Genomic DNA, 13,792 nt, shown 5'->3' with positions numbered 1-13,792 from the left:
TTAAAGCAAACTTGAAAAAAAAATAAATTAGAGATTAAAAAATTAACCTCAATTTTTAATAGTTATTGTATTTTTAATAGTGCAACCACCATAACTAGAGGCAACCGTATATTTTCCAACTTTTGAAATCTTAATGGAAAGTTTAGCGACCCCTTGAGAATTGGTATTAGCCGTATATTTTTTATTTTTAATTTTGAAGGTAATTTTCTTATTTTTTAAGATTTTACCATTCATATTAACTAATTTTACATTGAATGAAGTGGTTTTTGACTTTTTACCTACAACATTTTTGGCAGTTAAAGTAGGTTTGAAAGTAATCTTTTTAGATACTTTAAGACCATTATAATCTGCTGTTATTACATATGTACCGACTCCCAATTTAACCGCATAAGTTGCATAACCATTTGCATCTGTTTTAACAGTTTTAGTTACGCCATTAATGGTAAATTTAACCTCACGACCAGCACCTACAGATTTCTCACCCTCCATGACGCGAACTTTATAGTTGACTGTGTTTCCATAGTAAACTGAATAATCTTTGGCACCAACAATTGAAGGAATTGCAGCTGTTAAAACTGTTAAATTAGAATTTCCAACAGCATCATTATAATAATCCAAACCACTAACTTCAGCCGTGATATTATGTACTCCTTCACTTAAAGATGCTTGAATAGCATATGAAATAGTAGCAATACCCTCTTTATTAGTTACACCAGTTCCGATTGGAGCGGATCTTCCAGCAGAAGTAATTCTGTTAAATTGTACGATTACCCCTTCTTTGATATTTCCAAATTCATCTGTAACTTTTGCAATAATATCAACAGATGTACCTTGGGCACCTTTAGCATCATTTAAATCAATCAATATACTTGCCTTATTTATTTTGGTCTTGATTTCAAAAATAGAAGCTTTATAATCTTTTTTAATAAATTTGGCATAAAATTTATACTGTGCCGGAATATATGATTCATCGAGCTGATATTTGATTGTGGCAACACCATTTGAAACAGTTGTTTTGTTTAAAAATTTGTCGTTTATATCATAAAGCTCTACAATTGCCCCATCAACATTTCCATCAAATGCTAATCTAAACTCGCCAATGCCCATGTATACAACACTGGTTTCACCAGCTGTAGCATTGACAATATATTTGTAGTTATCCGGCATTTGATTAATAGTAGAACCATTAATAGCATTATTTCCAATACCATTTTCAGAATCCAAATAATTATCTGAAATTATATTTTCAATAGCTACTTCATCCATTAAAATTGCATGACCTTTACTGGATCTAATTTCATTGCCTGAAATAGTGTTATTGCATGAATCAGCGTGAAGATAAATTCCCGCGTTACCATATCCTAATGAATCTAGATTTTTAATAGTCAAATTGCCGCCACGACCGTTTGCATTAATTGTATTATATGAAATCTCATTATAATTTCCATTTGACAATACCATACCGTATACGTATTTTGCGTTTGCATTGAAAACATTACCAGTTATCTCATTTTTATTAGATTGATATCCTTGAATTCCATAAACCACTTCAGATTCTAATTCAACAGTATTATTATCAATTATTGATTCTTGAGACATTTCCAAGGTAATTCCGTAAGTAACACTTGCTTTAGCATTGATAATGTTGTCTTTTAAAATTGTGCCTTCTGATTCATCCCCTATAATAATACCTGTTGCAAAATAGCTTCCTTCAATATTGATTATATTTTCAACATATTGGTTATTTGTAGCACCTTGACCTTCAGGAGCACTATGTCCAGTGTAATATCCTAAAACGCCCATACCATACAAATAATTATCATAAGCTTTTATATTAACAGTATTTTGTGAAAATACATTGTTATGACAGTTAAAGTACAAATCGATGCCGACTATTGAATTTGTTGAAGAATTCGCACCTGTGACCTGATAGGTACTGTTTAAATCAGAGGTGACGTTTACATCATTTCCAGAAATAACATTATTTGATGAGTATAACAATAAGATTCCGTAAGTTTGATAAATTTCTGAAACAATGTGGCCGCCATCCATACAATATTCGTTACCATCAACACAATAGCGAGTACCATCAATAACAAGCTCATTACCATCCAAACAATAAGTTTTTCCATCAATAGTTAACTCATTTCCATCCAAACAGTAGGATTTACCATTAATAGTCAATTCATTACCGTCCAAACAATAAGTTTTTCCATCAATGGTTAATTCATTACCATCAAAACAGTAGCTGGTACCATCGATAGTTAATTCATTTCCATCAATGCAATAACGAGTACCATCAATAACAAATTCGTTTCCATCAATACAGTAGCGAGTGCCGTCAATAACAAGCTCATTACCATCCAAACAGTAAGAAATTCCATTTATCACAAGTTCATTACCATCCAAACAGTAAGTATTTCCATCAATGGTTAATTCGTTACCGTCCAAGCAATATGACCTTCCATTTATCACTAGTTCGTTACCGTCAATGCATTTTTCAGGTGAAAACTTGTATACTTGGCCAGTTCCTACGGTATAAATTGTATTGTTTGAAAAGACACAATCCTCACAGGCATAGGAAAGTAAAGTGAAAGTCAAATAGTCTCCTTGAGAAGTTAATATATTATCGAAAACATCAATGTCACTGGATTCCAAGACATAAATTGCGTAAGCCGCCTTTGGATCGTTTACAGCAATATTGTTGTTTGTAATTCTGACACCTGAAGCTTGATTTACAAGAATACCCCAGGCATTTACTCTTTCTGCTTCATTGTTGATAATTGTTAAGTTTTCAATGAGTACATTACCGGTTGTCACTTTGAATGTGGAATTATAGAATATCGGATTGTTACCTGTAATTTTAACACCTTTTGTAATATATATTACCTCATTGTTAAAACTGCCCTCAAAGCTTAAAATATCACTATCATTAATTTTTGAAGTTAAACCACCATTATCATTAATATATTCACGGATATTTTCCGGAGTGATAATGTGTGTAACACCTTTATATGTATAGGTTGGCTTTGAAGTATCGATAACACCAGCAGGAGAGTTGATTAAACCTTTCCCAATAATCGTATTTGAATCCGGATCAATTACAGAAGTATCTGCTTGAACACCACTTGCATCAATTGCATATGGATTGTTTGTAGAAATTATATTGTTTACGATTGTTACATAGGAAGGCATTCTTTTTGAACTTAATTTTTCAATCAATATTCCTACACCAGTATTGGAAGTAATATTGTTTGATTCAATTAATAATCCTGAACCCTCATCTTTTTCATAAATTCCGGAACCTGATTCTGTAAATACTACATTAGATTTAATTATTACATCTGATCCCCCAGCAACGATACCTCTACCTTTTAGTGTAACGTTAACCCAATTATCTTCAACAATAGACCCATCGATGGCAGTGATACCTGCACCGGTTGAGATTACTTTTGCACCTATTACAGTATTGTTTACTACAATTGAATCATAAGAACCAACGATTGCAAATTCACCGCCTGTTTCAACTCCCAAATGATTGTAATCCGCACCTGTGAGATTTATAATGGTATTTTCAATTATTATATTTCCGCTTCCTGCTGTTGAAACACCCCTATAAGCTCCAATGACCTTATTGGATTTGATTGTATTGTTTCCTCCCATAATCTGGATACCATAACTCCAGGAAGTCGGTAAAACATTATAATGGACAGTATTGTTGAAGATTGTGTTAAAATTAGAAGGTCCTCCATTTAAAGGTCCCCCACTATAACTGGACAGATAAATACCGTTTGCATCGTCTGCTTCGACATGGTTATTTGCAACATAGTTATAATGTGAACCACTAAGGATTAAAGGCGGAGTAGACCTAGTACCATGCCCGTAAGTGACACCATAACAAGTTAAGTCATTATTAAGTACTTCATTATAGTTAGCATTATTAGCTAAACAAATACAATATGAAGCCTGTCCTGAATTTGAAATGCTACAATTTTCAACTTTACAGTTGCTTGCAGTATTTAAAAAGACACCATATGTTTGGGCTTTTGTATTTGCAATATTTAAATTAGCAATATAACTTCCTGATGCTCCATTTAATACTGTAATCATTGAATTTTTCATATTATTAGAAGAAGTACCTACAATGCTTAATTTTTTGTCAATTGTGAATTTTAAATCAGAAAAACTTCCATCCAAATAAATTGTATCCCCTTCATTGACAGTAGACTTTATAAGGTTACCATTGATATCAAAATACATTCCATATGTATCTTGTGTAACCGTATGGGAATTTTCTGACAATACATCATCTGCATCAGATATTGTTAAAACATCCGAAACAGTATTATTGCTGTCAATAGAAATATTTGAATCATCAACTGCACTAACAGCACTAATTGACAATAAAACTAACAGCAACAACATCAAAATGTTAATTTTTTTAATCATATTATACCTCATCAAATTAAATTTAAAATAATATATCAAAATTTAATTAAAATAAACTTTAAAAATTTTCTAATATATTATTATTTTTGATAAAATAACATATTTAAAAATTACTAAAAAAATCAAATTTATAAAAAAAAATAAAAAAAGTTGATGATTAGATTAATAATCATCATCTTGTTTTCTTACATATCCAACCAAAAATATTGCAATTAGAATTATTATTGCAATAATAACGAATATTGGCATGCTGGACTCAGCAGAAGCTGTGGATTTAGATGCTGATTTTTGTGTAAGCTCATAAGCTTGAGCTCCACTTGCACCTGCATCACTTGATGAAGAACTTTGAGCATCTGAAGCAGTTTGAGCAGTACCACTTGGAGATGGATCTTCACCGATTGCTGTTTGACCACCGGAATTAGAACCACTTGATTTCTCCTGTGAAGTACCATTAGCTAGTGTATTTGCATTACCACTATTTCCACCATTTTCATCTGCTTTATACAATGCTTCAGTATTAGTTGCTTGAGCCAATATCTCTGCATATTTTTGTTTTTCAGCAGGAGTTAATGAGCTCATTTGTATAATTTCATTATTCCATGCGAGATTCTTACATGTGTGGTGACAACATGCAACACCGTATGCAATTACACTTCCAACATAAGTGTCAACTAATTTTTGAAGAGTTTCTGCATCAGCGTCCCAAAGACCTTGTTGAGCCATATAAATCATCCAAGCTGTAGATGACTGAGAACCTGCAGCTAAACTACCTTTGTTAACAGTGGAAGATATGTACATTACTTGTTCTGCCAATTGATTACCTAATTGAGTATTAAGACCCTCTCCACTTAAAACAAGGGAAGCATAGAAGTTTTGGAAGCTTTTTGCATATGAATTCATTCCAGCCGGAGTATGGATTAATGCTTCAGTATATTGTGGATTTAAAAGCATACTACGGATTTCAAAATTCAACTCTTCCATATATGTTCTTGAGATATAGTTATTTTTATTTCTAATATCAAAGAACATTGTATCAACTGGGTCTTTACCTGCTTGTTTTTTCAATTGGTTAGCTGTATTTAATAAACCACCAAACCAGTCGTAATAATCGTCTGAGTCAAATAATCTCCAACTACTGTCAAAGTTTTGGGTAATTACATCTACATTTTCAATCAAATACTTATATGTGTCTTTTTGCTTATTGATTACAATATTACCTTTTTCATCTAGAGTCCATGAATATGAAACTTTATCTAAGTAAATATCCATAGCATATTCTCCAACTGTAGATATATTCCAATCTGCAGTGTTTGGAATAAGATTAGACATACCAGTTCCTTCTAAAACGTTACCCGGAAGACCGAATAATCTGTCTAAAGTAGGATTTTCAGCATAATGTTTTATAACATAATTATTAGATGCATCTTCTCCTTGAGCATCAGCAGCTAACTGAATTGCTGTTAACATCCAAGTAATCCAATCTTTGTTATTTGTAACCATACTTGCAAATACATCCACTCTAGGCCTATTTACAATAGTTCCATTATTTAATTGAACTTTTAATTCATCAATAGGTATTTGTTCAACACCTAAAACTTTTCCATTGTCAGCCCATACTGGTTTACAACCAAGCAAATACATAAACTCAGCAACACCAATTCCTTCAGTTCTGGATATTTCGGTACCCCATAAGATTAATGAAGTTAATTCCGGCCATTTACCATGAGCTTCATAGTAATTAGCTAAAAGCATATCAACAATTCTTACAGCAGAATCATAAGCAGCTTGAGAAGGCATTCTTGTTGGGTCTGATGCATAACCATCATAACCGGTTGGAATTGAATCACCATAAGATGGATCAGCAAATAATCCTGATTTTACATAATTTCCACCTAATGCAAGTAAAATCGCATTCCATTCATTATTATTTTGAATATTAACAATTATATCTTCACAATAGCTTGTTGAATTATATAAAGCAGTTCCTTTTTGAATGCCCAATTCATTGTTTAATTCTTCTACTGAACTGCCGTTAACCAAACGATAGACATAATCCTTAAGGTAAGATTTTATAGTGCTAACTTCATTAGAATATTTGAGATTGCCCTGCATATCTTTAAAGAAGCTTAAATCAGCTAAATTTGGATACAAGAATTCGACTAATTGGTCATAAATCTTGGTTTGAGAAGTTACGATTGTAATTATCTCTTCTGCAAGCTCATAACCAGTTAAAACTTTACCTATGGTATGCAATCCAAAAGTGTTGAAGTCATTTTCCATTGCATCAAGATAAAGGTGCAATTCATCTATCCAATCACTAAAGCTTTCATTTTTTGTAATGTTTCTAAAACCTAAAGCCGGAGCCAATTCCAAAATCATATTCTTGTAGGATTCGGCATTAGCAGTCACATTAAGAGCAACTTGGTCTTTATAGTAATTAATATAATTTTTCAATGTAGTGTAATTACCATACAACTCTGATGAGACCATTGCAGGAGTCATGTGTGTGATAAGAAGAGCAGAACTTCTATCTCTTGCAACCATTGCTTCACCAGGGTTGGAAACAATATATGGATATACAGTTGGAATTAAAGTTAATTCGAATGTCCAATCTCCAGGATAAGCCCCAAGATTGACACCAGGCAACCATTCTAAGGTTCCGTGAGTTCCCATACTAACAATAGCATTAATATTTGCAGTTTTATCTAACCATTCATAGAATGCAACATATTGTTGATGTGGCGGTATAGTAAGACTGTGATAATCTTGCACTTCCTCCCAACCCCTACTTGGTTGGAAAGTTACAAATACATTACCGAACCAAATACCTGGAATTACGATGTATTTATTTTTATAAACCATTGCAGGACCTAAAGTATCACCCCAATAGCTTATCATTTCATTGTAAAGTTCATCCCTTAAATCTGAAGTTAAATATTCAAATTCCTCTAAAGAGATTAACTGATGGTGTTCCATTAAGTAATCCCAGTTTTCTTCAACATATTTTTCAAGTAAACCTGATGCCCATGAACCTTTGTTGTTCATGTCAAAGATTAAATCTGTTAAATTTTCAAGAGAAATCAAATTAGTGGAAGTTCCATTAATTTTATAATTACTATCTGAGTTAATAATCCACTGGTAAGTATCGTTGTAGACGTTTGAGTATTCAACGCTACCTCCGATGTCATATCCTTGAGCATATAACTGTATAAGCAAGTCATGAATACTTTGGAAAACATCCAAATAAGAAGCACCGATTTCAGCTTTACCTGGTGGGTAATTGTACAGCATTACAGATATTTTTTTATCAGAATTTTTTAAGTCTTTTAAATCTGCCCAAGCACAGTTTAACTTGACCATTTTATCTACACCTTCTTGGATAACATGAGAATTACCCCAATTATCCACATAAGATAGTGCAACCTGTCCAAATACTCCTTCAAAACTTGGATAGGTAACCATAAATGTCCATTCTACTTGAGCACCCAAATCACTGTTATAACTGTATTCTGATATCTCAACTATACCTTTCAATACATGCAAATCAATATCTGTTAAATCTGGTTCTGCAGTACCTGCAGTGTAATCCAGTGACCAACTACATAATGAGTTTACAGCAGACATTCCCACTTTTGAAATATTATTAATCTTATTTAAGATTGATGATATCGGTGGTTGAGTGCCTGTTTTAAATACATTAAATGCTGGCCTTCCACTAGCTTCATAACCTCTGATTAATGCATCAACTACTTCTTCACCACCGTAATAAGAAGCAATGACTATAAATGTTCTGTTTGGATTGAATTTAGCAATATAATCATTTTCAAATTGAACAAATAGACTTGTAGGGTCTAAAACATTTGTTAACCATTCGACATAATCTTCAATCATCCAATTTAAACTTCCATCGGAACTGTGAGTATAACCCGGATTATTGCGAATCCATTGATTTACTAGTTTGCCTTCTGGAACCAGGGAATAAATTCCCATATCTGGATGGTAGAATCCGCACTCAGGAGTCATTAAAGGAGAATTGTTCTCATCAAGAGTTGGGTCATCATATTTAGATGGATTAATTAAATAGTAAACATAAGCCAAATAATTCTTCATATTACTTTGTAAGATATTTGATTCCTCAATATCTCTTGCCTGGAAATATGAGCCAACATATGTGTTTTCAATAGTGTCAAAAGTATTATTTCTAGCTGAAGCCCCAACAATATGTAAACCTGTGTTGTTTAATATTTGCTGTGAGCAAACACCAAAAGTGTATGCAACATTATAATTTGCGTTAGCTGGAGATTTTGCTAAAAGTTCCTTTAGATATTGACCCGTAAAAACACTATAAGCCGATTCTGAAAACATATCTATGTGAATGTAGTTTGCATATTCAACCAACCATGCCCTTGCCTTATCGAAATCAGTGGTACTGATAAAAGCAACTCTTCTAGACATATTCATCAATACATCTACCTTTTCATTATGGGAGTTGTAGTCCACCAGTAATAGGATATCCGGAACAAACATCACATTATCAATGTTTATTGTACCACTTTTTTTAGTAAAATCAATATTATCAAGTTTTATAGGTTCATATGTTGAATAGCTAATCTCTAAGCGATATTTACTTGAAGCTAAGTTTTTAATTACTGCAATACCTTTTGAGTTAGTTTTCTGTGTTGAAATTAATTTATTATTTGAAGAGTCATAAACTTTAACGGTAGCTCCCGCTAAGTCAAAACCGTCTTCATCCCATGTTTTGCCCGTTTCGTTATAAGAGTCAGTTACATGAATATTAATAACATTATTGCTTTCTGTTAAAATTGATTCATCAAACTGGGAACTCTCAACTTCAATTGCTTGTGAATCATGCGAAACATCATTTATATCATTAGGAACACCAACTACATCAGATACTGCATCATTATCTTCTGCAAAAACCATGCTTATCGAAAATATGAGCATTATTGAAAGAATTAATGTAAATAACAATCTATAATCTAACTTTTTCGTATTTTCACCTCCTTTACACTTATTTATAACAAACGTAGCAAAAATTATTACTACATTTTTAAATTTAATTTGAATACATATAAAATTAACTAAACTAAAGTAATATTATAATTCAATAAAATTATGTTAATAGAAAAAAGATACATTTAAATATTGATTTAACAAATTAAAATGTACCAATATAATAAGAGGTGACATTAATGCGCAAGATTAGCTTAAGTATGATTATTCTATCTTTAATAATAATCGGAATGCTCATCCCAGTAGGCTTTTCAGCCAATGATAATTCACAAACTGTAATAACCTACGGTGAGACCACACAACATAATGCAAATTATAAAGCCATTGTTGATGATTTCTTTGTAAATCAAGCAAATGTCGATTTAAATACTGTTGAATCAAAAATAATCACTGCTGATGAAGTAAATAAAATTGCAAGCACAATAACTGGAAAAGTTTACAATTCAAACCAAATCTTCTCCTCAGCACTTGTAGATTTAAATGATAACGACAATCTTGAAGTTAGTGTTGATAAATCAAAAATCACCACAATAACCGGAGATATGTACCTATCTGCTTTAAAATCAGTTGGAATTACCAACGGTCATGTTTACGTAACCAGCCCAGTTACAGCAACTGGTGAATCTGCACTTGCCGGAATTATGAATTCCTATGAAGTAGCTACTGATGTGGAAATTCCAGAAACTGTAAAAGAAGCAGCAAACAATGAAATTTACACCCAAGCTGAAATTGTAGAAAATTCAGATGTTGACGCAGATGAATTATCAAAATTAGTTGATGATGTAAAAGAAACCGTTCAAGAAGAAGACATTACTGACCATGCTACAATCGTAAATATCATTAACAACTACACTATTAATTACAACATTAATCTCACAAATAATGATATTGAAAACTTAGCATTAAGTATTGAACAAATCCAAAGCGTACAAGGAGATATTGACAATTATGAAAGTCAAGTATCTGAAGTGTTAGGAAATGCCAATACTGACTCAGCTAAAGGATTTTTAAGTGGATTATTTAACTAATCCACATTTACTACTTTTTTTAAAATTTTTAAATGCAACCCATTAAATATTTGCTTAAAGAAATATTTTAGTGATGAAATGGAAAATTGGCAATGTTAAAATTGATAATCAAGTTGTTTTAGCTCCAATGGCAGGAATATGCGATTCCGCATTTAGAAAAATTGCCAAATCAATGGGCTGCGGACTTATTGGAACAGAAATGGTTTCAGCAAAGTCAATCATGTATGACAACGATAAAACAAAGGAAATGTTGTATATGACTGATGAAGAACGCCCAATAGCACAACAGATTTTTGGAGCAGAACCGGAATCATTCAAAATAGCATCCAAATACATTCATGAAACAATGCAACCGGATATTATTGACATCAACATGGGATGTCCCGTTACAAAAGTGGCCGTTAAAAGCCAATCTGGAAGTGCGCTTTTAAAAAATCCTGAAAAAATAGAAGATATTGTAAAAAATGTAATTGAAAGCGTTCCAGTGCCCGTCACCGTTAAGATAAGAAGCGGATGGGATAGAAAACATATTAATGCCCTCGAAGTTGCAGGAATTGTTGAGGATGCTGGGGCTTCTGCAATCGCCGTTCATCCAAGAACCCGAGAAGATCGTTATGATGTTCCTGCAGATTGGAACATTATCAAAGAAGTTAAAGATTCCATATCAATTCCAGTTATAGGAAATGGAGATATTTGGACATGTTATGATGCTGAAAGAATGATAGATGAAACCAACTGTGATGCAATCATGATTGGAAGGGCCGTACGAGGAAATCCATGGTTAATCAAACAGTGCATTGAATATTTAGAAGAAGGAATTGAACCTGAAAAGGTAACAATCGATGAAAAAATAGCGATGATTAAAAAACATGCAGAGTTACTTTCAGAACTTAGAAGTGAAAAGATAGCAATGCATAAAATGAGAACACATGCCGCATATTATCTAAAGAATACTTACAGAAGCTCTGAAATCAAGCCAAGACTATTTAAAATTACTGAAAAAGAAGAGTTGTACGATTTATTAGAAGAATTTAGAGAGATGATTGCTTTTTAACTTACCTCTTTTTCATGTGCCAAATGAATTCCAATATGGCCAATTCCAAGAATTACTGTTGAAATTACCAATAATATATTATTTTGAGAAATTCCCAATAGGAAAAATGCCAAAACAGGCAGTGTTGCACCTGCAACAGGGATTTTAAGAAAGCTTGAATACATATCCTTCATTGACCTTGAACTTTGGAAATACCTTATCCAATAAATTTCATACAACACCATTAAAGCAAAAGCAACAACCTCTATTGGCCAAATAATTGTAGAATCAAAAATTATTAATGAAAATAAAACAACAAGAACCTGTCCTATTTGCTCCAAAACAGACAAAATCCTATTTTCATTTCCAGCATACTTTTCATAATCATAAGGCTTATTTCGAGTCCAAATAATATTTGGAGTAAAAAGCATTACAAGAAAAATCAAACCAACGAATGAGAATCCTAAATTCATATTTCACCAATCAATATTAATTATTTAAATCTACAATCTAACATAATCATCCAAAAATTACCAAATACTGGGAATAAAGAAAAATTACTAAAAAAATAAATTATGAAGGAAAAATTCCTCATAACTCAATATCTATTTTAAAACAAATTTTTTAAAACCAATGATACTTAAAATTATCGCAATTATATAACCAATTAAAGAAATTACCGGCATGTCAAATACCATCGGTCCAAAAGAAACAACAGAAGATCCAACTATAAGAGCAGATACCAATGCAATTATGGAAACCTTATCGGTGATATCTACTTCAAACTTAAGTTTCAATTCCTCGTTTTCAATCTTGTGGATGGTCCTTGTAAGAAGTTTTGGCAAGGCCTGAATCATGTGTTCATATAAAATCAGATTGCTTTTCTTACCTTTGAAATACTCTTTAGGATCCATTCTTTTTTTGGCAATTTGTACTGCAACTGGTTTAATTGATGCGAAAACATCGATTTCAGGATCCAGATTCTGTGCAATAGCTTCAACCATTGAAAGTCCTCTTGCCATTGTAACAAATTCGTTTGGAAGAATGACACCATATTCCTGCATGAGATTAAGCAGTTCTTCTAAAACACCATTGAAACGATTGAGTTCGACACCGAAATACCTTCCAAACAGATCATTTAGGTCTCTTTTTAAGGTTCTTGTTTCAATGCTATAATCCAAAATATCCATGTACATTAATTGATTAATCAATCCATCAACATCCTGGTCAACAAACAATATCATCAATTCAGAAAGGTTTCTTTTGAATTCTTCATCAAAGAATCCCATCATACCCAAATCAAGATAACATACAATATTATCCTCTAAAATCATTATGTTTCCTGGATGAGGGTCCCCATGGAAGAAACCGTCAATAAACAGCTGTTGAAGATATGAATCAAGAATATTTTTAGCCAATAGTTTTTTGTCGAATTCCTCATCACTGCTCACATATACATCATTTAATTTTGTACCGTCAATAAATTCCATTGTCAAAACTTTTGATGAACAGTATTGGGAATATGTAGCTGGAATATGAATACCCGGATTATCTACAAAATTTAATTCTATGCGTTGCATATTCATAAATTCGTTATTATAATCAATTTCCTTGTGAATTGAACGGTCAAATTCATCCATTATTCCAGGTAAATTTAACTTTTTAAGATTGGAATTGAATTTATCAGCACGATTTGCGACATATTTCATTATCCTCAAATCAAGATCAATTTTATCAGTGATTCCTTCTTTTTGGATTTTAACTGCAACTCTCTCACCGGTTGTTAATTTAGCTTCATGAACTTGACCAATGGATGCAGTTGCTAAATGTTCATGTGAGAAATCTTCAAATAATTCATCAATGTTTCCTTGAAGTTCTCTTTCAACTATTGCTTTAACCTGGTCATATGATATAGCAGGATTATCATCCTGCAAGTTAGCCAATTCATTTGCGATTTTTTCACCGACAATATCCGGCCGGGTACTTAATAGCTGACCTAACTTAATAAAAGTAGTTCCCAACTCTTGAAGCATTAATCTTAATTTTACAGGAATTTCATCATCCAATAAAAGGTCAGGAGCATTTTCATCATCCTTATGACGTATTTTACTCTTTGCTGTTTGACCTAAAATCTTATCAAAGCCATATTTTTTTAAAGCATCACGAATTTCGCCCAAACGTGCTTTTGTTTCTTTATCCATAGTTGTCACCTTAATATTATTTTAACTAATATTTAGATATTTGTTTA

The 13,792-nt window shown here is 32.3% G+C and carries 6 protein-coding genes; 2 read left to right on the top strand and 4 right to left on the bottom strand.

Features of this window, described 5'->3' with window-relative positions; translation table 11 throughout:
- Positions 1-48 precede the first annotated feature (48 nt).
- Both ACKI32_RS06480 and ACKI32_RS06475 read right to left on the bottom strand, forming a co-directional pair.
- The gene (locus ACKI32_RS06480; protein WP_407414675.1) at positions 49-4,449 is read right to left on the bottom strand and encodes a right-handed parallel beta-helix repeat-containing protein; all 4,401 of its coding nucleotides are present in this window, start codon (positions 4,447-4,449) and stop codon (positions 49-51) included.
- A gap of 162 nt (positions 4,450-4,611) precedes the next feature.
- The gene (locus tag ACKI32_RS06475) at positions 4,612-9,393 is read right to left on the bottom strand and encodes a cobaltochelatase subunit CobN (protein WP_407414673.1); all 4,782 of its coding nucleotides are present in this window, start codon (positions 9,391-9,393) and stop codon (positions 4,612-4,614) included.
- A 269-nt stretch (positions 9,394-9,662) separates the two neighbouring features.
- Here ACKI32_RS06475 and ACKI32_RS06470 point away from each other — a divergent pair, with 269 nt between their 5' ends.
- Together ACKI32_RS06470 and dusB are read left to right on the top strand one after the other, a co-directional pair.
- Positions 9,663-10,511 carry a DUF1002 domain-containing protein gene (locus ACKI32_RS06470; protein WP_407414671.1) on the top strand — a complete coding sequence of 283 codons (849 nt, stop codon included), beginning with the start codon at positions 9,663-9,665 and terminating at the stop codon, positions 10,509-10,511.
- A 73-nt stretch (positions 10,512-10,584) separates the two neighbouring features.
- A complete protein-coding gene (gene dusB, locus ACKI32_RS06465) occupies positions 10,585-11,565 on the top strand; it encodes a tRNA dihydrouridine synthase DusB (protein ID WP_407414669.1) in 981 nt (326 codons plus the stop codon).
- Here dusB and ACKI32_RS06460 read toward each other — a convergent pair.
- Together ACKI32_RS06460 and ACKI32_RS06455 are read right to left on the bottom strand one after the other, a co-directional pair.
- Positions 11,562-12,017, bottom strand: coding sequence for a hypothetical protein (locus ACKI32_RS06460; RefSeq protein ID WP_407414667.1), 456 nt, complete (start codon positions 12,015-12,017; stop codon positions 11,562-11,564). The genes dusB and ACKI32_RS06460 overlap by 4 nt on opposite strands.
- Before the next feature lie 132 nt (positions 12,018-12,149).
- The gene (locus tag ACKI32_RS06455; protein WP_407414665.1) at positions 12,150-13,745 is read right to left on the bottom strand and encodes an ABC1 kinase family protein; all 1,596 of its coding nucleotides are present in this window, start codon (positions 13,743-13,745) and stop codon (positions 12,150-12,152) included.
- Positions 13,746-13,792 lie beyond the last annotated feature (47 nt).

The sequence above is a fragment of the Methanobrevibacter sp. genome (assembly GCF_045611865.1).
Lineage (GTDB): Archaea > Methanobacteriota > Methanobacteria > Methanobacteriales > Methanobacteriaceae > Methanocatella.
Note: the sequence above shows the minus strand (reverse complement) of the source record. Positions and strands in the feature narration are given on the sequence as shown.

Coding starts and splice junctions, on each gene's coding strand:
- ACKI32_RS06480 (WP_407414675.1), bottom strand. CDS start 4,449: ATGATTAAAAAAATTAACATTTTGATGTTGTTGCTGTTAGTTTTATTG.
- ACKI32_RS06475 (WP_407414673.1), bottom strand. CDS start 9,393: ATGGTTTTTGCAGAAGATAATGATGCAGTATCTGATGTAGTTGGTGTT.
- ACKI32_RS06470 (WP_407414671.1), top strand. CDS start 9,663: ATGCGCAAGATTAGCTTAAGTATGATTATTCTATCTTTAATAATAATC.
- dusB (WP_407414669.1), top strand. CDS start 10,585: ATGAAATGGAAAATTGGCAATGTTAAAATTGATAATCAAGTTGTTTTA.
- ACKI32_RS06460 (WP_407414667.1), bottom strand. CDS start 12,017: ATGAATTTAGGATTCTCATTCGTTGGTTTGATTTTTCTTGTAATGCTT.
- ACKI32_RS06455 (WP_407414665.1), bottom strand. CDS start 13,745: ATGGATAAAGAAACAAAAGCACGTTTGGGCGAAATTCGTGATGCTTTA.